This window comes from Priestia sp. SB1 (genome assembly GCF_038898415.1).
Genome location: NZ_JBBJSS010000009.1, coordinates 1 through 23,227, shown reverse-complemented (window position 1 = coordinate 23,227; position 23,227 = coordinate 1). Strand labels below are relative to the sequence as shown.

The 23,227-nt window shown below is 32.8% G+C and carries 27 protein-coding genes and 3 pseudogenes; 16 read left to right on the top strand and 14 right to left on the bottom strand.

What is annotated here, in order from left to right:
- Positions 1–5 precede the first annotated feature (5 nt).
- Positions 6–482, bottom strand: a complete 477-nt coding sequence (locus tag WKH56_RS27895; protein WP_310884355.1) for a hypothetical protein — start codon at positions 480–482, stop codon at positions 6–8.
- Positions 483–692: 210 nt separating this feature from the next.
- Between WKH56_RS27895 and WKH56_RS27890 the strand changes: the two genes are divergently transcribed.
- Positions 693–1,364, top strand: coding sequence for a hypothetical protein (locus tag WKH56_RS27890; protein ID WP_310884354.1), 672 nt, complete (start codon positions 693–695; stop codon positions 1,362–1,364).
- 105 nt (positions 1,365–1,469) lie between these two features.
- Here the strand turns inward: WKH56_RS27890 and WKH56_RS27885 are convergent, their stop codons facing one another.
- The gene (locus WKH56_RS27885) at positions 1,470–1,895 is read right to left on the bottom strand and encodes a hypothetical protein (protein WP_310884353.1); all 426 of its coding nucleotides are present in this window, start codon (positions 1,893–1,895) and stop codon (positions 1,470–1,472) included.
- A 280-nt stretch (positions 1,896–2,175) separates the two neighbouring features.
- Between WKH56_RS27885 and WKH56_RS27880 the strand changes: the two genes are divergently transcribed.
- The 5 genes from WKH56_RS27880 to WKH56_RS27860 all read left to right on the top strand — a co-directional run bounded on the left by WKH56_RS27880 (position 2,176) and on the right by WKH56_RS27860 (position 4,994).
- Positions 2,176–2,847, top strand: a complete 672-nt coding sequence (locus tag WKH56_RS27880) for a DUF3885 domain-containing protein (RefSeq protein ID WP_310884352.1) — start codon at positions 2,176–2,178, stop codon at positions 2,845–2,847.
- A 96-nt stretch (positions 2,848–2,943) separates the two neighbouring features.
- Positions 2,944–3,249, top strand: coding sequence for a hypothetical protein (locus WKH56_RS27875; protein ID WP_310884351.1), 306 nt, complete (start codon positions 2,944–2,946; stop codon positions 3,247–3,249).
- Positions 3,250–3,269: 20 nt separating this feature from the next.
- The gene (locus tag WKH56_RS27870) at positions 3,270–3,827 is read left to right on the top strand and encodes a hypothetical protein (RefSeq protein WP_310884350.1); all 558 of its coding nucleotides are present in this window, start codon (positions 3,270–3,272) and stop codon (positions 3,825–3,827) included.
- 20 nt (positions 3,828–3,847) lie between these two features.
- On the top strand, positions 3,848–4,444 hold the full coding sequence (locus WKH56_RS27865) for a hypothetical protein (RefSeq protein ID WP_310884349.1): 597 nt from the start codon (positions 3,848–3,850) through the stop codon (positions 4,442–4,444).
- Between the two features lie 175 nt (positions 4,445–4,619).
- Positions 4,620–4,994 carry a DUF5412 family protein gene (locus WKH56_RS27860; RefSeq protein ID WP_310884348.1) on the top strand — a complete coding sequence of 125 codons (375 nt, stop codon included), beginning with the start codon at positions 4,620–4,622 and terminating at the stop codon, positions 4,992–4,994.
- Between the two features lie 672 nt (positions 4,995–5,666).
- On the opposite strand, the pseudogene WKH56_RS27855 reads toward WKH56_RS27860, so the two are convergent.
- From WKH56_RS27855 to WKH56_RS27840, 4 genes and pseudogenes are all read right to left on the bottom strand, one after another.
- A pseudogene (locus WKH56_RS27855) lies at positions 5,667–6,089 on the bottom strand (DUF7832 domain-containing protein); the annotation flags it as partial.
- A gap of 277 nt (positions 6,090–6,366) precedes the next feature.
- The gene (locus WKH56_RS27850; protein ID WP_310884347.1) at positions 6,367–6,930 is read right to left on the bottom strand and encodes an SMI1/KNR4 family protein; all 564 of its coding nucleotides are present in this window, start codon (positions 6,928–6,930) and stop codon (positions 6,367–6,369) included.
- A gap of 34 nt (positions 6,931–6,964) precedes the next feature.
- Positions 6,965–7,396, bottom strand: coding sequence for a hypothetical protein (locus WKH56_RS27845; RefSeq protein ID WP_099000562.1), 432 nt, complete (start codon positions 7,394–7,396; stop codon positions 6,965–6,967).
- A gap of 554 nt (positions 7,397–7,950) precedes the next feature.
- A complete protein-coding gene (locus WKH56_RS27840) occupies positions 7,951–8,334 on the bottom strand; it encodes a bleomycin resistance protein (protein ID WP_171776374.1) in 384 nt (127 codons plus the stop codon).
- Positions 8,335–8,820: 486 nt separating this feature from the next.
- On the opposite strand from WKH56_RS27840, the gene WKH56_RS27835 reads away from it, so the two are divergent.
- The 5 genes and pseudogenes from WKH56_RS27835 to WKH56_RS27810 all read left to right on the top strand — a co-directional run bounded on the left by WKH56_RS27835 (position 8,821) and on the right by WKH56_RS27810 (position 13,071).
- Positions 8,821–9,021: a hypothetical protein gene (locus WKH56_RS27835; protein ID WP_153252400.1), complete on the top strand. Its 201-nt coding sequence runs from the start codon at positions 8,821–8,823 to the stop codon at positions 9,019–9,021.
- A 19-nt stretch (positions 9,022–9,040) separates the two neighbouring features.
- Positions 9,041–10,671, top strand: a pseudogene (gene ltrA, locus WKH56_RS27825) (group II intron reverse transcriptase/maturase).
- A 225-nt stretch (positions 10,672–10,896) separates the two neighbouring features.
- Positions 10,897–11,184, top strand: coding sequence for an ArsR/SmtB family transcription factor (locus WKH56_RS27820; protein WP_088567814.1), 288 nt, complete (start codon positions 10,897–10,899; stop codon positions 11,182–11,184).
- A gap of 69 nt (positions 11,185–11,253) precedes the next feature.
- Positions 11,254–12,444: an MFS transporter gene (locus WKH56_RS27815; RefSeq protein WP_310884344.1), complete on the top strand. Its 1,191-nt coding sequence runs from the start codon at positions 11,254–11,256 to the stop codon at positions 12,442–12,444.
- A 162-nt stretch (positions 12,445–12,606) separates the two neighbouring features.
- Positions 12,607–13,071, top strand: a complete 465-nt coding sequence (locus WKH56_RS27810; RefSeq protein WP_310884343.1) for a CDI toxin immunity protein — start codon at positions 12,607–12,609, stop codon at positions 13,069–13,071.
- Positions 13,072–13,247: 176 nt separating this feature from the next.
- Here WKH56_RS27810 and WKH56_RS27805 read toward each other — a convergent pair whose 3' ends face one another.
- The 7 genes and pseudogenes from WKH56_RS27805 to WKH56_RS27780 all read right to left on the bottom strand — a co-directional run bounded on the left by WKH56_RS27805 (position 13,248) and on the right by WKH56_RS27780 (position 19,181).
- Complete coding sequence (locus tag WKH56_RS27805; protein WP_063247050.1) at positions 13,248–14,714, bottom strand: serine hydrolase; 1,467 nt, start codon at positions 14,712–14,714, stop codon at positions 13,248–13,250.
- An 85-nt stretch (positions 14,715–14,799) separates the two neighbouring features.
- Positions 14,800–15,047 (bottom strand): annotated as a pseudogene (locus tag WKH56_RS35185) (fibronectin-binding protein).
- Positions 15,048–15,126: 79 nt separating this feature from the next.
- Positions 15,127–16,338 carry a macrolide family glycosyltransferase gene (locus WKH56_RS27800; RefSeq protein WP_063247049.1) on the bottom strand — a complete coding sequence of 404 codons (1,212 nt, stop codon included), beginning with the start codon at positions 16,336–16,338 and terminating at the stop codon, positions 15,127–15,129.
- 218 nt (positions 16,339–16,556) lie between these two features.
- The gene (locus WKH56_RS27795) at positions 16,557–16,973 is read right to left on the bottom strand and encodes a carboxymuconolactone decarboxylase family protein (RefSeq protein ID WP_063247048.1); all 417 of its coding nucleotides are present in this window, start codon (positions 16,971–16,973) and stop codon (positions 16,557–16,559) included.
- Positions 16,974–17,200: 227 nt separating this feature from the next.
- Positions 17,201–17,491, bottom strand: a complete 291-nt coding sequence (locus WKH56_RS27790) for a DUF2087 domain-containing protein (protein ID WP_063247047.1) — start codon at positions 17,489–17,491, stop codon at positions 17,201–17,203.
- A gap of 33 nt (positions 17,492–17,524) precedes the next feature.
- A complete protein-coding gene (locus WKH56_RS27785) occupies positions 17,525–18,310 on the bottom strand; it encodes a tyrosine-protein phosphatase (RefSeq protein ID WP_310884342.1) in 786 nt (261 codons plus the stop codon).
- 46 nt (positions 18,311–18,356) lie between these two features.
- Positions 18,357–19,181 (bottom strand): alpha/beta fold hydrolase, encoded by an 825-nt coding sequence (locus tag WKH56_RS27780; RefSeq protein WP_063247045.1) that lies wholly within the window; start codon positions 19,179–19,181, stop codon positions 18,357–18,359.
- A gap of 178 nt (positions 19,182–19,359) precedes the next feature.
- Here WKH56_RS27780 and WKH56_RS27775 point away from each other — a divergent pair, with 178 nt between their 5' ends.
- The 4 genes from WKH56_RS27775 to WKH56_RS27760 all read left to right on the top strand — a co-directional run bounded on the left by WKH56_RS27775 (position 19,360) and on the right by WKH56_RS27760 (position 21,521).
- Positions 19,360–19,950, top strand: a complete 591-nt coding sequence (locus WKH56_RS27775) for a TetR/AcrR family transcriptional regulator (RefSeq protein ID WP_063247044.1) — start codon at positions 19,360–19,362, stop codon at positions 19,948–19,950.
- A gap of 242 nt (positions 19,951–20,192) precedes the next feature.
- Complete coding sequence (locus tag WKH56_RS27770; protein WP_063247043.1) at positions 20,193–20,675, top strand: hypothetical protein; 483 nt, start codon at positions 20,193–20,195, stop codon at positions 20,673–20,675.
- A gap of 161 nt (positions 20,676–20,836) precedes the next feature.
- Entirely contained in the window at positions 20,837–21,205 is a 369-nt protein-coding gene (locus WKH56_RS27765; protein WP_063247042.1) for a hypothetical protein, read from the top strand.
- 79 nt (positions 21,206–21,284) lie between these two features.
- Positions 21,285–21,521 carry a hypothetical protein gene (locus WKH56_RS27760; RefSeq protein WP_063247041.1) on the top strand — a complete coding sequence of 79 codons (237 nt, stop codon included), beginning with the start codon at positions 21,285–21,287 and terminating at the stop codon, positions 21,519–21,521.
- 201 nt (positions 21,522–21,722) lie between these two features.
- Here WKH56_RS27760 and WKH56_RS27755 read toward each other — a convergent pair whose 3' ends face one another.
- A complete protein-coding gene (locus WKH56_RS27755; protein ID WP_063247040.1) occupies positions 21,723–22,556 on the bottom strand; it encodes an STAS domain-containing protein in 834 nt (277 codons plus the stop codon).
- A gap of 299 nt (positions 22,557–22,855) precedes the next feature.
- Between WKH56_RS27755 and WKH56_RS27750 the strand changes: the two genes are divergently transcribed.
- A complete protein-coding gene (locus WKH56_RS27750) occupies positions 22,856–23,050 on the top strand; it encodes a hypothetical protein (RefSeq protein ID WP_063247039.1) in 195 nt (64 codons plus the stop codon).
- Positions 23,051–23,227: the final 177 nt, after the last annotated feature.

Below are 23,227 nucleotides of genomic sequence, written 5' to 3'. Positions count from 1 at the left end.
CTTGTTCATTCAGATATATCTCTAATATCAAATTCAAATACGGATTTTTTCTCCTCTTTAGACATGCCAGTAAAGAATTTTTTATGTACTCTTAATTTTTTTGTTTTTGTAGGGAATATCGTTTCTAACCATGTGGCCCCCATAGGAGTATGCTCTGGCTTAGCATTTATCTTTTCGAGAAATTCTTCATATTCTTTTAAAATTTCCTCATTTATGAGTGAAATGTCTATTTTTCTGCTTTCATAATCAAGCCTAGCAAGATCTTCTGCTGTAACATATCCTTCAATGGTTTTTACAACTCCAAATTCCGAAGGCATACGTTTACTATTTAAAGAAACGAAGAAATAAAGATAATTTGGTAAACGAAAAAGCCCCTTTTTTGTATCTTTCTTATTAGCAAGATAAAGCCAATCTCCACGGCTAGCATAACAATTTAAATCTTTATTATTGAACCCCACTAACATTTTCTTGTACTTCTTCATAATAGTAACTCCCTCATACAATAATTAACTTAATTATATATTCTAAGTTGTGAATGGTGTATAAATTTATAATATAGTCGGGCAGGCAGCGCTCGTTAGAGTACCCACTTGCCTGACCTAAGTGAAAATCTATATCTTATAGAACTTATTAAACATAATTTATATTGGGTTATAATAAAGTTACCAATTATATAAAAGTGAGGACTTATCATGATAAATGAACCTTATGGACAGCATTGGAAGGGTCATAAAGGCTTTAGAGCTATTGAAGGTAGTGGTGTTTATAATCATCGTTTCGGAGGACAAGAATGGAATGTACCAAAATGTCAGTTATGTGGCGAAGATTTACATCAGATTTTATGTTTTGATCTAAAGGATGATAGATTAAGTAAACTAAGAACTTCTAAACTTGAGGAATTACCTTTAATATCATGCTTAAATTGTTCTACTGTATGGGAGCCTCAATTATTTCAATTAAATCCAACAACAAAAAATATTACTGTTTTAAGCCAAAATGATAAGGAAAAATGGATTCAAGACGAAGAAGATAAAATACCTGTTCCTCTTCCTTATACGAAATTCAAACTTATTAATATGTTAGGAGAAGATATACCAGTCAATGAAGACGCCTACTATGATGCATTTGACTTATTTGGTCAGGAGTATATATGTAGAGTGTTGGGAGCGCCTCTATACGTGGAAAATCCAAATGATATAAGCTGTCCAACCTGTAACCATGACATGCAATATGTTTCCAGTATCACTCATGATTTTGAAGTAGATCTTGTATCCGTGGTGGACCTTTTCTTGGGAGAAATGATTATCTATTTTTATTTTTGTAAGGAATGTTTAACCCTAAAAACCGAGGTACAAGGTACATAATAACTTCGTTAACCATAAAAGCCCTTAAAGGGCTTTTGGTACTTTTATTGATAAAAAATATTATGGTAACTAAAATGTCTACTTTTACCGACGATGTATTCTTTATCATTTGAATGTAAAGACTTTTTCTACGCTTAAATTATTGTCTCTATACAAGGAAAATTGGTATTTTCCTGCAGGGAGTTTCCCTGGACTAATTGTAAATTCATAACCCGAAGTGGCTTCGCCGTTAGGAATAGTTTCTTCCATTAATAGATTGCTCTTGTCTTTGACATTAGCTAATGTTAGTACAAACGTTTTATTTTGTTTTTCTTTTCCCGAATTGTCTTTAAAATATGTAGAGACAATTATCTTCTTTTTTCGATTCACTTTATTTCGTGGATCAATAATTTGTTGAGATTCATCATTTGTTTTATACCCTATTTCTATATTATCTCTTTTAATTTCTCCATCTTCTTTGAGTACAAAAAAGAAAAAAGCAATAGAAATTAATAGAACAAATAAAATCAAAAACCTTTTACCTTTTAACATATAAAGTACCTACTTTGTTATATTATAGTAGATTTATACCATAATAACGTTTTATTCACAATAGTATATACAAAGGAGCTTTTTCGAGATATTAGAGCACCTAAGTCCGGAAATTTATATTTTTACGGACTTTTTATGATAGATAATCTTAAGCATTAATTATGTATCATATCTTCGATGAATTAATCTGAAAAACAAAATTTTCCATTATGCTAACGAGGTAGTTTAGTACAATAGAAATATCACTAAATAATGAGTGAAAGAATGGAGTTAATGATTTATGGAGTTAAAGGAATACTTTAATATCAATTTTCCAGGTCTTATTTTGAAGCCTAGTCTTTATCATCAATGGTCTATAGGTATTCACTTTGAATTAGGAAATGAAATTTATCAATTTAAAAGTGAAAAGGACCAGGTAAATCTTAATCGATTCGAACAGGTATACAGTCAAGCTTTATCTATATTTAACGATTTATTTTCACTACATGACGAAATAATTCTTGTTACAAATGTTTATCAGTACAAAACTTCTAAAAGCAGAGGACAGCGAATAAAGGTCTACGATCGCTATATAAAAGAGAAAGACTTAAAATTTCGTTTGAAACAGGAAACTTTACCTTATGTATTTGCTGAGGAAGAAGATGCTGATGAGTATAGCACCTCCCAATTCTATTTACGCTGTCGTAAACAAGATATTAAATACACTTTATTAATTAAAGCTGCATGCAATGAGGATTTCCCCTTGAAGCCTAAATTAGGTAAAACGGCAGGTTCGTACTATCCAGATTTATTTTTCGTGAATGTAACTAAAAATCTTATCTTTTTTATCTACGACGATAGAGGCTGTGAAGTTATCGCGAGAGATAAAGAGTCTATACGCTCAACTTATGAAAAGTACTATCACTTAGTCGATGAAAATTATCGAACAGAGATTAATCGACTTTTTAAATAAAGGATTCTTGAGCTAAATGTGATTAATTAGATGAAAAGTATTCATAAAGCATAATTATTTTAGATAGATAAATTAATTAGAAAGTGAGGGAAGTACATGGGACTTGATATTGAGATGTACGGTAAAGAAGATCGGTATCTTGATTTTAAAGAAATTGAGGAGTCATTACATGATGCTCTATTTCACACAAATAATAACTGGAGAAGTTATTTGTATTTGAGAAAAATTAGAGATTACTATTTGACTAACGTAGAATTTAATCGAGACGAAATTGATAAATTTATAAAGGATTTAGAGAACATAAAAATATTTATCCCTGGAGATTATCATCCAGCATTGGGCGAATTAATAAAAACATTGAGTAATCATGCAATCCAAAAAATATCTATATTAGGGGACTAAAAGAAAATTGGAGGTAATCTATGAAAAACTGGGAACTGAAAGATACCGATCAGTTGGAAAAAGAATCTGATTGGAACGCAGCAAGGGATAAGTTATATCATAATTGGAAAGAAAATCCCCAAAACTTAAAGGTTTTTCTCAAACTTAGCTTTTTGTGTTGGTATTTAGTTGTAGAATGGGGCGTAGAAAACACGAGTAAAGTACAAGAAAGTGATTATGATGACTATGAAGAATTGCTGCAGGAACTTTATCATTATGGAATCATCCATTTTAAAGAAGATGCATTTTTTAATGCTGTTTTTGGTTTTATGATTGAGTTGTTTCCAGAATACTTTGGAGAAGATTATGATAAAACGAAAGAGTTCGGTGACTCACTGATTAATAAATCCTTCAATTTGAACAAAGAAGATCCATTTATAGAGCTTATTTACCTTTCCGGACGAACCCCATCCAGAAATCCGGCTTATAGTAACGCAGTAGAAAAGCATTTTACCACTGTTAAGAATATGCTTAAAGGGACGGGTGTTTTTCAAGAATATTTTAGCTACATGTTGCTACCTAATGGAAATCAACTTTAGCATCTAATCGAGGAGAAATTATGAAACCAAAAGACTTACTTAATTTGTATATTAAAACTGATCTCCTTCCTCTCTTAGAGCCTTTAGGCTTTAAATATGCCAAAAGCACACCTAAATTCTCTAGAAAGACAGGGCATTTCAATTTAAGTTTATCTTTTTGTATTAGTCAGTATAGCTCCCAAGATGAATGCATTTTTTGGACTATGTGGGATGTATCGTCAAATGAATATGGGAAATGGTATGAGCAAACTTGGGGTACACAGTTAGCTAATAATGTAGTTGTTGCCAGCACAGATTGGAATATTCCTAACTGGTTAGAAGGTAATGAAGAGCACTTTACACTTTACAATAAAAAGTCAGATAAAAAAGAGTTTAGTAAATTTGTTCAAAATGTAATAAATATAGGTATTCCTCATTATGAACAGATTATAGATTGGAATACAGCAGCTGAGATGGCTTTGAATGAGGAAGATGTATTTTATGAAAGAGTATGTGATTTTTATCTAATGGCTAATGAGAAAAAGAAAGCGAAAGATGTTCTTACATATGGTGTCGAACGAGCCACTGATGAAAATTATGAAGATTTAAAGCAAAGAATGGACAAGTATTTTAAATGAAATTGAGATTAGAGAAAAGGAATGCCCATCACAGAGTGTTCCTTTTTTTGTATCAATAACGCACATTATGTTAACTACAGATGTATATTATATTCATGATTTTTTAACTCAATTTTGATATATAATCAGATAGAAACAAATTTATAATTTAGTTCATCTGAATAGAGGTTAGAAATTGAAAAAACGTTATATAGTATGTTTGGCTGCATTAAGCGCTCTTCTAGTTATAGGATTTGTTTGGTGGTTTCTTTTTGCTCCTAGTTATCTACAATTTGCTCCAAAGGGAGAATATATTTCTCAAAGTACATCTCCTAAGGGTGATTACATAATAAAGATTTATCGTTCAAGTGGTGGAGCGACTACACCTTTTGCTATTAGAGGAGAAGTGACTTATACAAAGAAAGTTTTTAATAAAAGGAAAAATATCTATTGGAATTATCCTCAAGAAATCGCCAAAGTTAAATGGGTAAATAACAAAACAGTTAATATTAGTGGCCATATATTAAACGTTAAAAAAGATACATTTAATGCTAATGATGCAGATAATTAAATTCTATTCTTAAACAATATTATGGTAGCTAAAAATGTATAAGTTTACGAACATATAATTTTTCATTTTTTAGAATGTGATTATGGATATTAAAAAGAAGCCACTACAGTAGTTTGGCTTCTTTTCACGTGTACAATGAAGTTAGTTACTATTTTCGTCAGACCATTTGTCTTCACTATCGATCCATTTGTTCTTATTTAAATCAAAAGACTCTATATCATCATGAAAGTCTAGATAAACAGGCAGCTTTATTCTATTATCGCCAGCTTTATTCCAACAAGAAATAAACCAGTTTGAAATCAATTCTTTCTCAGCAGCAGATATTTCTTCTTCATTTTGTTCATAAAAATCCCAAAACTCATCTGAATGCTCGTCGGCTAGCTCATAGTATTCAAACTCTTCAAGTAGCTCATAACTACCTGAAAAAATGGCACGATTGTTTCCTTCATAGAAAACTTCATTCGCTTCATTGTCCATAGAAAACATCCTAATAGACAAATCAAATGGCTGAATGAAGATTTCAAAGTTCAGTAAGTCAATGTCCTTATAATAATGAAAAGTATGTACTTTTTCGATATTGTTAATTAACTTATCTTCATTTTGTTCAAGTGTTTTCTTTAATGAACCAATATATGAATCAACCGTAAATAACTTATCACCTTTATTTTCTTCCTTTGTATGCTTCCAAGTATCAAAACGCTCATTAATCTTTGTATTAATAGCCTCATAATTATTCCACGTATCTTCTACCTCATAAAGGGATTTTATATGAGGAAATATAGCTTCATAATCATCTAAATAAGTACCTTTATCGAAATCAAAGTAATCTGTTGTAAAGGCCTTTCCTTCCGCATTCAGCATATCGCTGGCAAAGACGCCATCCCATTCCATATATATTTCAGTTCCGGTCATGTTCTTTTGTTTAAACTCTATAATTTCTTGCGCAGCCTCTTCTTCAAATTCTTTGCTATATAAGTTTTCTTCAATAATCCAACCGAGATACATTCCAGTATGAACGAATGCCTGCTTTTCACTCAAGTTACTCGGGAAATCTCCTTCATAATGCCATTTAGCTTTATCATAGACGGTTGTCATGGCCTCTTCCTCTCTCTCTATATCTTCTATTAAGGTAGTTTCTTCTTGTTCACGACTACTTTTTTTATTTAATGAGTCTTCGCAGCCTTGCAGGAACAAAATAATAAACACAAAAAATGGAATGCACTTTAATTTATACAAAATTCCCTCCATGAATTACATTAAAAGTAAATGATATACCACATTATATACTGTAAAGGTTAAACAATATATATTTAACCAATGAAAATAGGATTATAGTAAAAAATGTAGTTTCTAAAAAGCTTGTTTAGCTTAATCATTCTTTGCGGCTATAACTACTTTTTAATTGTTTTGGATCTAGGGAGGGGACACGAAATAATTGCTTTAGAAAATCATCGAAAGTATCTGCTATTTTGATATACTCCCATTCTGTAGTATCGTGTGTTGAAGCTGAGAAGTTTTCTGCGATATACATAACAGTAGGGTCTTGTGATCTATTACGATAATCCAACACGACCCAATAGTGAAAATCCGTCCACAAAACCACAAATTCACCGGTGAGTTTGACTTCTTCTAATAGTTCTTTGGAAGATAAGATGCTTATATCTTCCTTTTCAAAGTGTATAGGATCAATATCGCTAATCCTTGCTCTTTGCCCGTAAGGAATACTTTCTGTATCTCCATCAGGTAACATAAAGTATGGGTAGTTTAATCCCCCACCATTTCTTATTTTCAGTAAATCCAATAATGAACTAGGTAACTTAACACCTAAAATAACTTCAGCTTGCTTTATGATTTCATCATTTATCGGATAATCTATACGCTTATATTCACTATCATCGCTCCAAAAACTATCTCCCTGATAAAATTCTTTTTTCAAAACTTCACCTTCTTCAATCTAATGTCTATAAACTTCATACTTTTACTTCTGATAAACTTTCAAGACTATCTGTAATCCCCTTAATTAATCCTTCTAGTTTATATACAAAATCATCAATTTGGTTTAATTCAGTAATAAGATAAAAATTCACGCGTGTTTTATCTGGAATATCTAGCTTATTATCAAGTACAAACTCGACTCCGATATGTCCTTGATTGTTAAAATGAAAGAATCTAACTTGTACATATTGAGCAGCACTTTCATTATCTTCCCCTTGGATCCATTGATACTCTTTTCGTTTTAAGTTTGAAAATAAAATTAGATTATCTTTCAACTCTTTGAGATCTTCAATAGTGGTGTAAAAATGAGTATTTACTTTACAATAGGGAGAAGTGACAACCATATTTAATTCAAGAAAGTTTTCATCTTCCCAAACTTTCTTTAATTTAACTCTATACTCAGACATTAAGTATCTCCTTTATTTTTAACTATTTTTCATTTAACTTATTACTTCACTATCAGCTCTGATCTCCTAAAATAACAAACTGACTACAACTTGCTTTGGCCCACTTAACAAACAAAGTGTCGAATACCAATATAAAAAATATTACATAATTATACTCTATAGGTAACTTAACTTCTATCTAAAAAGCAAAATAAAAAGCAACCTCATTCCGAGGTCATTGGAGTGAGGTTGCTTTGTTTTATGAATCACAATTATAAAGTACCAAAATATAACCGTAAGTAAATAGTAGCACATTTTATACATAAGGACTATATTTCCCCGTACGAGCATATGTATAAATGTACGGTTTTTTATACATAGTAGCTTCAATCACCTCAAGAGGAAAAGCTTTCATATCAAGGATGTATAAAAAGCTGCATAAAGAAGAAACAAGGCCTCATCGAGAACCCTACTCCCATAAGGGTTCTTTTTTGTGGTGTGTTCCGGAAAGAGTGATTATGTAAACTGATTTTGTATATGGTATTCATAGACTGAAGTCGTGTTATGATGCGTGTTTAACATGGTTGAGAAAACCGTAGTAAATAACCATCAGGATCTTGAACGATAAATTCTTTTTGAACAAAACCACTATAGTTATTTAGCATAAGCTCTCTAAAAAGTGTAATCTTGTGTCTCTTTAAGTTTTTTAAGATACTTTCTATATTTTCTACTTCAATTTGAAAATTGATTCCTCGTCCATACGGATATTCAAGTTCCCCAGTTTGCCAATGACCATTACATTCTTCAATCATTATTTGAGCGCCATTGAGTGAAATAAATGCGAATTTTTCTTCTACACGTTCATATACAAGCTGAAATTCAAGAATTTCTAAATAAAATTCTTTTGATTTGTTTATATCTTTTACTGATAGTTCTGGTATTAGTTTATTAAATTCCATATACTTTCCCCTTTATACATAATGCTGCTTTTATGTTAATGATACATCATATATAGATTAGATCCTGGTTTTTTAAAAATAAGGTACCTAGAATCTGGATTATGGTGCGACAAGAAGTTGCTTTCTCACAGCGTAGCTAGCGCTACTCATCTAGACGCAAAGATGGTCTCCATCCGAAACGGCATGCTTGGTAACGAGTCTGTCGGTTGCATGAGGAAATGCGGAAACAGAGGACAAATGTATGGTCCAGAACACTGCTAGGAGAAGATAGGTATGGTAAACGAAAGTGAAGGTTTGTAAGCTTCGTCAAGGTTAGCTCAAGATAATGCATAAGTCTCGCTTGAGTCTTGGTAAGAGGAAAAGTAGAATCATAATGCTACTCTGATGCGTCCCGCATCTTACCCGGAGTAAAGAACCTGCCTTCCCCTATTGCATCTGTAGAAAGTGGAACTTGGTAAGCCCTATGTCATCTGCGTAAGCAGTAGGATGACTGCAAAGTCAAACAATGTGGCAGAGGGTATGGGATATGAGAAAAAGCGAAAGCCGTTATCTCGAAAGAGAACAGGAAAGCAGGAATACTGTATAACTGGACGGATACTGTTGTCTTTATGGACAATGACAGGCTCGAAAGAGCGCCCACTTCTCATTGGTCTTCAACACGAAAATAAATTTGTGGCTATCTTCTAATGAAAAGGAGCGTGCTGTTATGAATACCTCTCTACGAGCGTCGGCGCACGTCTCGCATAAAGATTGGTACTCTATTGATTGGAGTATTATACAAAAATATGTAATGAAGTTACGACAAAGAATTTATCGTGCCGAACAACAAAAACAACGAAGAAAAGTAAGGAAACTTCAACGTTTACTCCTCCGGAGTAAAGCAGTAGAGTAACACAACAAAACAACGGTAAGCGTACACCTGGTGTAGATGGCTACATGGCCTCAAAACCAAGCGAACGTATAAAATTTTATCACCAGCTAGTGAAATACAATGTCTTTCGACATCGCCCAAAGCCAGCCAAACGAACATTTATCCCTAAGAAAAACGGAAAGCTAAGACCTTTGGGCATTCCCACAATGCGAGATCGAGTCTATCAAAACGTAGTAAAAAACGCACTCGAACCTCAATGGGAGGTTAAGTTTGAGCCTACTTCCTACGGTTTTCGTCCTAAACGAAGCACACATGATGCGATAAGCAACCTTTTTAATAAGCTTAACACCAACAGCAAGAAAAAGTGGGTGTTTGAGGGAGACTTTCTAGGATGCTTTGACCATCTTAATCATAAGTGGATAATGAAACAGACGTCTATGTTCCCAGGAAACACTCTCATTAAAAGGTGGCTTGAAATGGGATACGTAGAACATGACATGCTTCATACGACAACAGAAGGAACCCCTCAAGGTGGTTTGGTGTCTCCCCTTCTAGCTAATATCGCCTTATGCGGTATGGAAGAAGAAATTGGTATTGTCTATAAAAAGACATACAAACCAAATGGAGGGTACGTAATCGACCCAAAATGTAAGATAGGACGCGTTCTCTATGCAGATGACTTTGTCATCGTAACAGAAACAAAGGAACAGGCTGAAAGCATGTATGGGAAACTCACTCCGTACTTACAAAAGCGAGGAATTAATCTTAGCCAAGAGAAAACGAGAGTTACACACATTGAGGACGGGTTTGATTTTCTAGGCTTTTCGCTGCGTCAATACAAGGCAGGACAAGGAAAGAAGTTATTTATCAAACCTAGTAAAGACAGTATTCAAAAAGCTAAAAACAAGATAAAAGATACGTTCACAATGATGAGAGGACGACCAGTAAAAGAAATTATACGTGTCTTAAACCCTATTATTAGAGGTTACGGGCAGTATTGGAAACATGTCGTATCCAAACAGACGTTTAGCTATATGGACAATTATATTTTCTCTAAATTAGTCAAACACCTTAAACATTTACACCAAAAAAAGTCGTGGAAATGGATTACAAAGCGTTATTTTAGGAAACCCTACCACGGTGGAAATAATAGATGGATTCTTACATGTCCACTTACTAACATTCAATTGTTAAAAATGTCCTGGATTAAGATAGAACGACATGTCATGGTAGCCTATAAAAATAGCCCAGATAATCCTAGTCTAAAAGAATATTGGGAAAAGCGAGACCGTAAGGTCTTTAATAGTGAAAATACATTTGATAGGATGAAACTCGCAAGAAAACAAGGATATCGTTGTGCAATGTGTAAGCAGACTCTACAAAATGGAGAGAAAGTTGCAGTACGAAACCTAGAGGTTTCTACAGGTAAATTGGCTAAATTAGTACATGTACCATGTATTAAATAAGTTGTTCGGATAAAAAGAAGGCTTGAGCCGTATGACGGGAAATCTGTCACGTACGGTTCTTAGGGGGGCGGGCGCTCGTGAGAGTGCCTGCCTACCCGACGTAACTAGAGAGATATAATTTTATAAACCTTTCTTGCTTGTCTAACAACAAAAAAGAGTATGGAATAAAGATAAAAATGTTAAAATTTCCTTGATTTTCAATTTTTGTTATAATATCATAGTTTCATGGATTTAAAACTATTGGACGATCAAATGAGAGTACAAATTTTTAAAGCTTTATCAGACGAGTCACGAATTGCTATTGTTAGGACCTTATATCAAAGTGGAAGAGAGTTAAGTTGTGGAGAGGTAGGTGAAAGGTGCAATATTTTAAAAACAACAGCTTCGTACCATTTTAAAACTTTGAGAGAGGCTAAATTAACTACTGTGAGGAAAGACGCAAGGACTAAATATGTAAAATTAAATTTAGAAACATTTGAAAAGTATATACCTAATTTCTTGGAAACTCTTTAGGAGAGTTTTCAACTTTTATTTTGTTCGATAGTTTTAAAGTTTTAAAACTATCGAAATGGAGGATTTTATATGAATAAAATAATAACTATATTTTTCTTTGTCATGTTCGTCATTGGTACAGATACGTTCTTAATATCACCTTTGTTACCTACGCTTTCTAATTTATATAATGTGTCGATAGACATTTCTGGCTGGATGGTAAGTGCATATGCGTTGGGATATGCTATCTTTGCGTTTGTAGCTGGTCCTATCTCTGATAATTTGAATCGAAAGAAGGTTATGTTGTGCGGACTTATTGCATTTACTATTTCAACATTCCTTTGTGGTATAGCTTCAAGCTTTTGGATGATGTGTGGAATACGACTGATTGCAGGAATAAGCGCAGCATTTGTTACTCCGCAAGTATGGGCATCTATCCCACTCCTGGTAAAACCGGAAAAAATAATAAAAAGTATGGGGATAGCTACAGCAGGTTTAGCAATGTCTCAAGCATTTGGTTTACCTATTGGTAGTTACCTTGCTTCTTTCTCATGGAGTACCCCTTTCTTTGTACTATCTGGATGTTCATTCGTTCTTATCTTGTTGATATTAATATTAATGCCATCTATTGAAAATAGACAAAATATTCAGAACGAGAAATCTATTGTTCAACGTTATAAGTTTTTGTTCTCAAATCCTAAAGCTTCTAAATTATTTCTAGCATATCTTCTATTCCAAACAGGGAATTTTGCATCATTTAATTTTCTAGGTACATGGTTAAATGATGACTATAATTTTAATGTTACACAAATAGGGATAGCAATGCTTATACTAGGCATTGGTAACTTCTGTGGAAGTTTTTTCGGTAGTGGATATGTTTCCAAACTTGGTAATGCATTTACGCTTTTTGGTGGGGTAATCCTAATGGCAGTTTTGTACTTTAGCTTACCTTTTTATCATAATATTGTCTTTGTAGAGATTACTTTTTTTCTAACGTTCTTTATAGCTGGAGTTTTATTTCCTTTAATGATGAGTTTATTACAATCTCTTTCCACAAATGCAAGAGGAACTATCGCTGCGTTATCAAATTCTGCCATGTACATAGGTGCTACCCTAAGTGCTTGTATTGCCGGCTTTCTATATCATCACTTTGGTGATTTTACTTCTGTTACTACATTTACAGCAATTATGTTTATTTTTTCTCTTCTTGTATATAAAACAAGTGGAATATTAACTCCCACTAAAGTTAGCGCTACAGTCAGCCAAAAAGTAGTAAAGTAAAAGATTAAATTTGTAATTTCTCAGTGTTGTATTGAGAAATTACAAATTTAAGTTATACATATACTACCGGTAATACCTGTTATGGTAACTAGAGTCTTATCTCATACTAACCATTTCTTGATCCCCAAATAAGACAAAAAATATGTAGAAAGGTATTGTACGATGAAAAAACAAGACCGACAAAAAAGATTAGAGTTTCTATTGGCAAAGAGAAAAGAATTAGAAAAAAGAGAGAACAAAGAACTTCTTTTTTCAGAATGTGTAAATGCTTTAGGTAAAGGTGTTACTATATATTCCCACGAAAAAAGTGAAGAAAGGTATTGCTCGTTTCAAAAAGAGGTTCCATTTACATTTTACGGAAGGATAGAATGGGACAAATTTAATAAATACTGTGCAATCACTTATTTAGAAGATGTAAAAAGCTTAATAAATGATGATGACCTTGAGATATATTGGAGCACAGACAATTTTCCTGTACTAAAGACGAAGCTTGAGAACGTCTTAAGTGTATATGATGATGTCATAGCTGTAGGTAGCGATACCTTTCTTTATGTAGAAAATAAATACGTAATAGAAATTTATCATGACGGAGAAATTAGAATAGGTTCTTTAGACAATTTCCGATAACATGTTTTATGTTAACTATCTACTAAAGCAGGAATTTCTGAAAAATCATTTTGAATACTACTATTTAGTGCTATATCCATATAAAAAAGTAAAAAGAAAGTATTGAGCTGGATTTACAACCCGACTCATACTTTCTTTTCATTAAAACTGATATATCGTAAGTTTTATATTTAATTTTATGAATTTCTATCTACAATTCTACTAAACACAATCGGTTTTGTACTCAACATGGGTGGTAAATGCATTTTAAACTGTGATAACTTTCCTTCTATGTCCATCTCATAGGCAATTAATACATTCATTTCTGTATGAGAAAGATTCCACTTCGTTTTGTACGTGTTGTAATGATGATGCTTCATCTCTACATCAACTGATTCCCATTTTAAATATAACATATCATTTTGTTTATACACTTCCATTTTCCCGTATGCAGGATGCTCAAATATCCCTGTATACTCTTCTACTGCATGTGTAAAGGTTGTCTCTTTTACTTGTGGGAGAGGCTTATCTAATTCTTTCATCATTTCTTTAAATTTAGCTGTATCCTCTATAGCTCTTTTATGCCAGTCAATTGCATCTAGTTCCAGAAGCTCATCATAAATTTGATTCGCAAGATAAGATGGTAATAACGTTGTTCCAGTGTTTGTTAATATAACAAGTCCCATATTTTCCTCTGGTATAAAAGATACGAGTGCTGAAAATCCGTCAATATTCCCACCGTGATGGATTACCTTATAACCGCGATATGCACTAATAAACCAGCCAAGTCCATAACAATTTAGTGTTGTTTCTGATAGAGATAAAAGTGGTTCATCTGGAATTGGAATATGCGGTTGATACATCTGCTGTAACATATCCGGTGTAATAAGCTCATGTTCGCCCACTTTTCCTTGATTTAAATGAAATAGGATCCATTTAGCCATATCTTCTATATTTGAGTTTATGCATCCCGCAGCGCCAACTGTATCGATGTTACGAAATGGGACTTTGACTATATCTTCATTTTTTTCAATATATGGAAGTGAGTAATCATCTTTTTCTTGTGAAGTAGTAACCGAGAAATTTGTATCTTCCATCTGAAGAGGTTGCAGAATATGTTCGGTTACATACTGTTCCCATGTTTGATTTGTGATTTCTTCTACCATATAGCTGATGGTTGCATACATTAAATTATTATATAAAAAGCTTGTACGAAATGGTGCATCTAGCTCCAAATATTGAATTTTTTCCGCAATGTCTTTTCGTGTTAATGAAGAGCCATACCATAGTAGTTCATGACGACTAACACCAGAACGATGAGAGGACAAATCACGAGCTGTAGTTTGTGAGCTTACCAGAGGATCATGGAGTGAAAAAGTAGGAATATAAGTTTGAACAGATTTATCCCAATTAAACTTTTGTTGCTGGGCAAGTAAACTTAGAGAAAGTGTACCAAATGCTTTTGTAGATGAACCAATTGCGAACAGTGTATTTGGTGTAACAGGTTTTTTATTTTCAATGTCACGATATCCAAATCCCTCAGAAAGAATAATTTCTCCATCTTTTATGATTGCGACTGCTGCCCCTGGTACATTTAGATCTTTCATCATTTCCTTTGTATAATCACGTAGGCAACCTGTAAGAGAGGATTTCATTTTTTGCATAAGACTTTGTCTCCTTTACCATTTTTTTCTACAAGTAGGTTATTTCGAGATAAAGAAGAGAAAGACCTTGTTGTTAACAAAGATGTCATATTTTTTTAACCGTTTTTTCTGTTACTTCTTTAAATGGAATAACATAAGGTCTTAATTTTAACAAAAAACGCTCCGCGTCGAGCTTCTCCTTTATTTCAATAAAGGGATTTAATAAATCCATTTGTTGCTTATCAATATCTGGAAAAAATTTAGGATTTTGTCTTGTGAACTATACCTTAGTGCATTAAGAACTGCTTCATCATTAACTGAAGCATGTCCATTAACCAAATTTTGAGTTTGCATTTCGATAAAATTAAATTGATAACTTTTAATAAATGGTTCCACTTTTAGCCCCTCTACTTTAAATTAATGTCATGTGAAATCAAATGGGTCTATGTTTATTCATGTCCTCTTTAAATTTTAAAATAGTCTCCACTGCCCGTTTATATCCACCGGCTTCTCGTAAAGACTTTCCAACTCTTTTACTATTCTCTTTAAACGAAGGGTTTAATAATACTTGTTCGGTCGTATTTCGTAATGTAAGAGCATCTAGTTCATGGCGATTGAGTTGTAACCCAGCTCCTAATTCTTCAATTCTTTTAGCCACTATCGGCTGATCGCCCATAACAGGGATAACAACGAGAGGAACACCAAAATAAAGCCCTTCACTGGAACTATTCATTCCTCCATGGGTAATGAACATATCTGCTTGTTTTAAAATTTCTAATTGGTTTACATAAGCCTGGACTATAAAATTAGAAGGAACATTATTAAATTGTTCCAGATATGTCTGCCTTCCTACTGCTAAAACCACAGTATATGGACTATCCCTAAATGCTTCAAAACATGCTGTATATAACTCAGGCTGATGGTTAAATACCGTTCCCATGGAGATGAAAATGAGTTTCTTATCCCGATTTGTCTCCAAACGAATGCTTTCTGTATCATGTCGTTTTGCAATAGATGGACCAACAAAAACAAAGGACTCATCAAATTTTTCAGCATCAGGTTGGTAGAGCGTTGAGGTATATACAAGGGTGAGATCTCCGGGACATGTCATCAGATTCTTATTATTAGTAAGAATCACACCATATTGGTCCCTCCATTTTGTTGTAATCTCTTCAATCTCTTGATGTTTGGGGGAGTTTTTATCTATTTCTCCTCTGATGTTCATAAGGGTAGAAAAAATCTCGTCATTAATGGCAAATGTCGTACAAGAAGAAATTTTAGGGAGCTCTAAAAAGTCTGCAATAATCCATCCTGCAGCAAAGTTATTATCATAAATTACGTAGTCATACTCCTCATCCTTTATTTCATTTAAAATATTCTCTATAACCTTGTCCATGGACCTTCCCATATGTAACAACATTTCAAGAGGATCTATTTTCTTCTCCACCCTTTTGGTTGTATGGGAAGGATCCAGGAAATTTTCATAGGGACGAAATAAAGCACCTGTTTTTTCTATTTTGCCTTTATATTCTTCCACACAGTAATAAACTACTTCTTCCCCTTGCTTTACTAACTCTTCTACTAGTGCAATTGTAGGGTTAACATGACCTTCTCCAGGAAAATTAAAAAATAGAACTCTTCCCATTTAACTGCCTCCCTCTTTAAAAGGTACTTACTTTCTTCACATTTGTTGTAAATTTTAATAAGGATTATGTTATTTTATCTTATTTAAAACATGCCTTCCCCCTTAGTGTACGAACAGAATTACATTTATTAAATAGATAAAATAAATATGAAATAAACTCTACATGTTTTTACTCTTTATTACACCTTGAGGAAATCTTCACCTACCAAACGACATAGTTAGTCCTTAGTTGGTTTCAAAGATAACATAGCTCCAAAGTATTGCGAAGCTGTAGTAAAGCTGATAAATGCACACAACTCACTAATTTCACGATCCGTTAGGACTTCCTTTAACACGTGAAAAAAAGATTCGTTTATTTCCCCTCTTTGTTTTAAAAAAACTTCTGCAAAACCTACCGCAAGAGATGTTTTTTCATCAAATTCATCTGGATTAGGCTTTCCTTTGGCTTTACAATATTCGCACCCATTTTTTTGAGCTAATGTTCGTCTAACTTGCTCTTTCAAAGAAGCCGATAAACTGTTATCCCCTCCCAAAACGTCTCCTAGATTGTTCCAAGCGTTCATTACATTGGTATTATGACCTAATAGTTGCTGAAAAGGTGTACTTCCATTACTTGATAAAGAAATATTTGTCATCTTATTAATCCTCCCTCATTATTTTTCATCCTTTATTCTAAAAGTTCTCGATTCCTTTGAGAATTTAGTTCAAAACAAATAACAGTAAAATAAGATGCAAATAGAACTCAAGATTCGTTTTTTCATTACAAATGTAATGTAAAGAACTTGTATATATCTAAGAATCTCCCTTTATTAGGTCAGTTAACATATTAGACTAGTTAATACATTGTTTAACATTAGAATATTTAGGTGTTTACTACCCAATATTTTGTCCCCTCTTTATTTCTATTTAGCAACTTGTAATCTATCAAGTATCTTCTTATCATGACAAAGTCTTCAAATACATCTTTTAATATCTCGTTTACTTCCTTTTCCGTATAATACGTATTCTTTTGAAATTTTCGTGAGATGTATAGTAAAATGACGACTCTTTTTTTCTCTTTTTTAGGTATTTGGATTAAGCGTTCCTCTTTAAAATATATATTTAATACTTTTTTTATTTCCTCTTCACTTATTTGATATTTATCAATATACATGGCAATGCTCCTATATGTTAATATGGTTACTTTCTATTCAATTAATAATTGTTTAAGCTTGTCTAAATTACTTTGAGGAATATCACAGGCCACCCGAAGGTAAGTTTCAATGCTGCCGTATTCCTCTATAATTTTTGTATAGACCTCTTCTAAGTAATCACGTTGAACTTCTAACATGGGTTTTATACGTTCTGAAGAAACTTGAAACAAACTCATCCATCGAATAAAAGTTTCGACTTTCTTCATACGAGTAGCAATTAACTGATTAGATACTAGGTAGTCGTTTATAACAGACTCATATGGTACACCCACAAGTAATTGAATAATCGCTGATACAAAGCCAGTACGATCCTTTCCTCCTGTGCAATGAATAAGGGCAGGAATATTAGTTTCGTTTGAAAGAAAGATGAGAATTTCACGAATTTCCTTATGACAGCCAAATGCCATATGTTCATACATTTCTTTCATTATTTTTTCGAAATCAATAGTATTAGACTTACTAACGAGAAATTTAAAGAACTCAAGGTGGGTAAATTCTCGACTTTTATCATGAATTGATATATTTAATAACTGAATTCCTTTTCCTGTCTGGATACGACTGACCTTTGATTTTTGTTCATTAAGCGTTCTTAGATCACAAATGGCTTTTATATTTAACTTGTAGAAAGTTTCCATATCTTTTTTAGATAACCTAGATAACTCTTCTGATCGAAATAAGATACCAGCTTTCATTTTACGACCGTCACTAGTTGTGAAGCCTCCAATATCACGAAAATTATATAATCCTTCAAATTCAAATATTTTTTCTGAAGTTTTCATTATCATTTCTCCATTATTATTTATTAGGGTTTCCATACGTTTTTCATTATTGAAAGGACGTTATAAAAGGTTTAACTATAGCTAACACTTCATCTTTATCTTCCAAGTGGAGAGTATGGCCAGCATTTTTCACCTTTTTATGTTGTAAATTAGGTGACATCTTCAATGCTTTCTGTGCTTCTTTATCGCTTATTACTCCTCCTAGCTTAGGGTTACCTTGTAAAAGCAACATCGGACATTGAATTCTAGGGAGTAGATCCTCTACTTTATATCCTGCATATGTGTCTTCAAAACGATCAATCATTGCTGTCAATACATCTGGATCCATATATGTTAAATTTGTCATCATTTCATTAATCAGACCTTCTCTTGCGTTTGAGGATTTAAAATCGGTCTCCTTTACCGTTTTAGTTTCAATCCCGTCCATGTGATAATACTGAATCCTATCTTTCCATTTTGTTAACTCGTTGGATCCTTTTTTTAAAACTTCTCTAGTTAAAGGTGCATCACCGATAATTAATCCTTTTACAAGTAGAGGATGCTTAGCTGCTATCATAAGAGCAATCATTCCGCCAAGTGAATGACCGAATATAAGCGCCGGCTTAGTAATACATTTTTCAAGAAAAGCAGTCATGTCTTCAACATAGTCCCTTAATCTATAATTCTGATTTGTTCTTCCAGATAGCCCATGCCCTCGTAAATCTACTGCATAGACGTGGGCTACCTTTCCTAAATCAGAAATTATAGTCTCGAAAGTGTTCCACCTAGCAGTTCCTCCATGAATTAGTAAAAGAGGCATGTTAGATGAACTGAGGTTTGTTTCAACATAACTTAAACGAACGTTTCCAAAATCGACAATCTTCTCCTTCATTTCCCCACTCCTATACTTATTTTAATATGACTAAAATAGAACTTATAGTCATATAAATTCTAAAAAAATATACTTTGTTCCTTATTTACTTTTATTCACATGAAGATTAAGATAAGTATAAACACATTGTGACTAAATGTCCATAAAAAGTCATAAAATTCCTAAAAGGAGATTTACCATGCCTAAATTTACAAAACAAGAAAAAGAACATATTCATCATTCTCTTATGGAAAAAGGGAGAGAGATTTTTATCCAGTATGGACTGGCTAAAACAACTATTGACGACATTGTACAGGCATGCGGCATTGCTAAAGGCTCATTTTACAAGTTTTTTCAATCTAAAGAAGAGCTTTATTTTGAAATTCTAAAAAATGAGGAGGAAGTACGAGAGACTGTTCTCAATGAACTATTTCGTGAAAATCTTCCCCCAAAAGAGTTACTTGCTTCGTTTTTTCATACATCTTTTAAGTTTGTTGAAGACAACCCCTTTCTTCAACGTGTTTTCCAAAGTGATGAGCATGAAAGACTTACAAGAAAGTTACCTGAACAGATGGCAGAGTTCTCTCGGATACATACTCAAAGAGGCATCAATGCTGTCAAAATTCTAATGGAGCATGGAGTCTTACCTAAAGAGAATCCTGAATTAACTGTAGGAGTTATCCAAGCAATTATGATGATAAGATTGCACAAAGATGAAATAGGTACAGATCTTTTTCCTAAAGTAATGGATAAAATAGTTGATTATATAGCTACAGGATTAGTGAAATAAAGTCTTATCGCTAGAGAAATCAGTAAAGAATTCTTATTCGAGATTATATATACTAAGCTCAGTACACTTTTTTCATTATGACTAAACTACTCTAGACATTGTGAAACTTCTATTTGGAAATCTTTATACCTCTATGTATAAGGGTTTTTTATTACCTAGAAGGCACATTATGGTAACTAGATTTGTATGGATAAGGTTATAATTGATTTTAAACAAAAATCTTATATATAGAGTTGATGAGAATGAATAAGGAAACACGTAAACAAAGAATAGAGGAACTTAAAAGAAAGAATCTAAAAAAACAATTGGAAGAAAAATTCAAATGCCTTTGTGCTTCTATAACTAATTTTGAATTCCTTACATCTAAGGAAATTGAATTGAGGTTTCAAAATGTTTTTTCTAATGATCAAGAGCCCCAAATTCGATTCAAACATAATTTAGATAGAATTATGAAGGAAATGTCCTTTTTACAAGAAGAATTCGGCGCATATAGAAATGAATATATATTGCTAGATCAGAAGGAAATACTTCCTTCTTACCGATTGAAATTAAGATTTGAAGACTTTTGGAATAATTTAAATCTAATAGCTGACTTTTTAAATTTTGAAGACGAGTCTTCACTCTTTTTCTTTACCTTACTAGGCCATAAAAAGAATTTCGGAATCTTTATTTATGAAGATGAGTATGGATTAGATCATATTTTATTTTGGGATGAAAACTTTTGACTTCCTAGAAGCCATATTAGGGTAACTAACTTTGTATGAAGTATACATAAGGTAATTGAAGAGTATTAAAGTATATGAAAAAATAATTGAAGGATTTTTATTTTTTCATACTATGTAAAAGAATCTATTTAAATAGATAGTTTCAACCAAGGAGGAAACAAATGCGAGATTGTCCCCAAGAATTAGACTTTATTTCATTATTTGAATGTATTCCACTTAAAAAGGACCAAGATGAGAGCTTTTTGTACGGTGAGTCCACTTTTCTCTTTACTAGCGAAATGAACAGGTTTGAAGTGAAAATCTCACCATTCTATAATTCTTTCTCGCTTTCAGTAAAGGATTTAGAAGATGATGAGATCTTATACTACAGTCTCGAATCGGTTACAAAGATTGAGATCATGAATGATAATAAAGAAAGCAAAGCAATTCGATTATTTATAGATCAAGGAATTGACCGTTTTATAATGATTATGGATTTAGTGTTTAGACCCAAATTTAAAGTTGTGTTAAAAGAGATTTTAGATTCCTAGAACGCACATTATATGAACTATATCTATGTATTGGATGCATGAGATAATAAAGGAAAATAGTTTAAAAGGAAAGATGTAGATGCTTAACAAAAGGTTTTCAATTGAAAAAGCTCAGTATTCAAACGAGAGAGAAAAAGACTATAAAGAATATTGTTCAGAAATCGTGTTTAAATTTGGGGATACCTTATCAGTCGAAGATAATTCAGTATATTTGTTAAAAGATAAAGGGGAAATAAAATTAATTCAACCATTGCGTTCTAAGACATTTTGGTATGAAACATGGCTAAACCTAAAAGATTTTTATGGTTTGGAGTAATTAGGCATATTGAAGAGAAAATCTTATAGACAACCCTTTTTTTATTTCTGATAATACGTTTTATGTTAACTACAGAAAACGCAAAAAACTACCTTTAAGTACCTAAAGGCTGGTTTGTCGCACGACTTTATCCAATGACACCTGATGGTATCTTATATAGTGTGCTTAGTGTATCTGGCTTTTATACTTAATATAAATAATTTATCCTACTGATGGGATAAAAGAATTTGTATAAGAAACAGCTTGATGTAAGCTAGCAAACGTTTTAATGTGATCAATTGTTATTCCTAAATTGACCATAGTCTGGGCAATCTCTGAACGAATACCACTTAAAACCACACTTACCCCTATTAGTTGTAATCCTGCAATGACTTTAAAGAGCTGATCTGCGACCATCGTATCTATAATAGGTACAGCCGATAAATCAATAATGAGCCATTTTAACTTGTACTCGCTCCCTTTAGATAATGCATTTTCCATCAGTATCTGAGCTCTTTGAGTATCTAAATCCCCTACTAGAGGAAGAATACCTGTTTCTTTTGTCATTTGGACGATAGGTACGGATAACTCATCAATTGCATATTGAGCATGTTTTATTTGTTTTGTGTAATCTTGTAAGTATGATCTACTGACCCACTGGACAGCATCATCTACGATGGTATTAAAATGTGAAATGATTTCATAGAACATGGTAACAGAGAATCTTTTATCGTTTGCTTCGTCTTTAATAATCTCTCCAATAATATCTCTGTAGTAGCTAATTTCATCTAAAGCTAGGTCTAAAGGAAGTCCGCGATTAACAAGTAGATTAGATAAAGTCTCTCCCCATCCCTTAATCATATCAGCAGCAATGTCTTTCTCTACAAGAATAGAGTCAGCATAAATAGTCAGAAGGTCGAGTCGAAAGGTGGTTAATTCTGTATAAACATCATGAAGAACAGCCAGGTTTTGTTTTTTTCTTTCAGCAAGCTCTTCTTTACGTTGTATAATCGCATCTCTAATGGGATGTAGTTGCTCAATAGTTATAAGTTGCATGTTAGATGGCTCCCTTTATCTTTTAGTTATATGGAGGAAACACTATATATTTCTCGTTAAAATAGAAAAAACCTCTAACCGTTTTACGATCAGAGGGCTCTTGTCATTATATCATACTTCGTTTGTTAATCTTTCTTCAGACCATATCATAATTTATATTTGCTAATAAGGTATTATCTATCAATAGAGCATATGATGATACCTAGAAAAATCATAATGGTAACTAGACTTGTCTATTATACATAAAGGTAATTTATTGAATAGCTGGCTTATACATTTTTAGAACGGGAGGGTATTATATGCCAATGGTATCTGCAATTTGTGATAACTGTAAAAGCCCTTTCCCTTCAGGAATATCTATAGAGGGATCAGAAATAACTCTTTTGGGAAATACTGCTGGACCATGCCCTAAATGTGGTGGTATGGGTCGTATAACTGATGGTACATTTAATTTTATAGATAACAGCATTGCTAAAAAAGGAAAAAAAGAATAATTCAGGTGTTGCAGATTGTAATGTGTTCCTGAAATCCGTTTTATTTTAATTGAAATTCAATTTAATAATAGGTCTCAAAAACAAAAGAAACTACCCCATCTGAACTGCACCCCACTTGTTAGACAAAAACTAATAATTGGAGGTGCAGTTTTTTATGTCAAAACACACACTTGAAAC